A 566-nucleotide genomic window follows, 5' to 3' on the forward strand; every position below is an offset into this window, starting at 1 on the left:
GACGGCTCCAACATCGACCTGTTGATCGCCGGGATTGCGGCGGCCACCTTGATTTTCGTCATCATGCTGGTGATCACCCGAAGCGTGGTGGCGGCCGTCGTGATTGTCGGCACGGTGCTGCTCTCGCTGGGCGCGTCGTTCGGGCTCTCGGTACTGCTCTGGCAGTACATCCTCGGCATGAACCTGCACTGGATGGTCTTGGCAATGGCGATCATCCTGCTGCTGGCGGTCGGCTCGGACTACAACCTGTTGTTGATATCCCGCTTGAAAGAGGAGATACCCGCCGGGCTGAAGACCGGGATCATCCGCGCGATGGGCAGCACCGGCAAGGTGGTGACCAACGCCGGTCTGGTGTTCGCGTTCACGATGGCCTCAATGGTGGTCAGCGACCTGCGCATCATCGGCCAGGTGGGCACCACCATCGGTCTCGGCCTGCTGTTCGACACGTTGGTGGTGCGCTCGTTCATGACGCCGTCCATCGCCTCGCTTCTGGGGCGCTGGTTCTGGTGGCCGATCAAGGTGCGACCACGGCCGGCCAGCGCGATGCTGCGACCCACCGGGCCGGA

1 protein-coding gene is annotated in these 566 nt (G+C 63.8%); it reads left to right on the plus strand.

Annotated features, from left to right (window positions below):
* Positions 1-566: MMPL family transporter (locus tag A5658_RS12260; protein WP_156751416.1), on the plus strand; the 566-nt coding region annotated here is incomplete at both ends.

This window comes from Mycobacterium sp. 1245111.1 (assembly GCF_001673405.1).
GTDB lineage: Bacteria > Actinomycetota > Actinomycetes > Mycobacteriales > Mycobacteriaceae > Mycobacterium.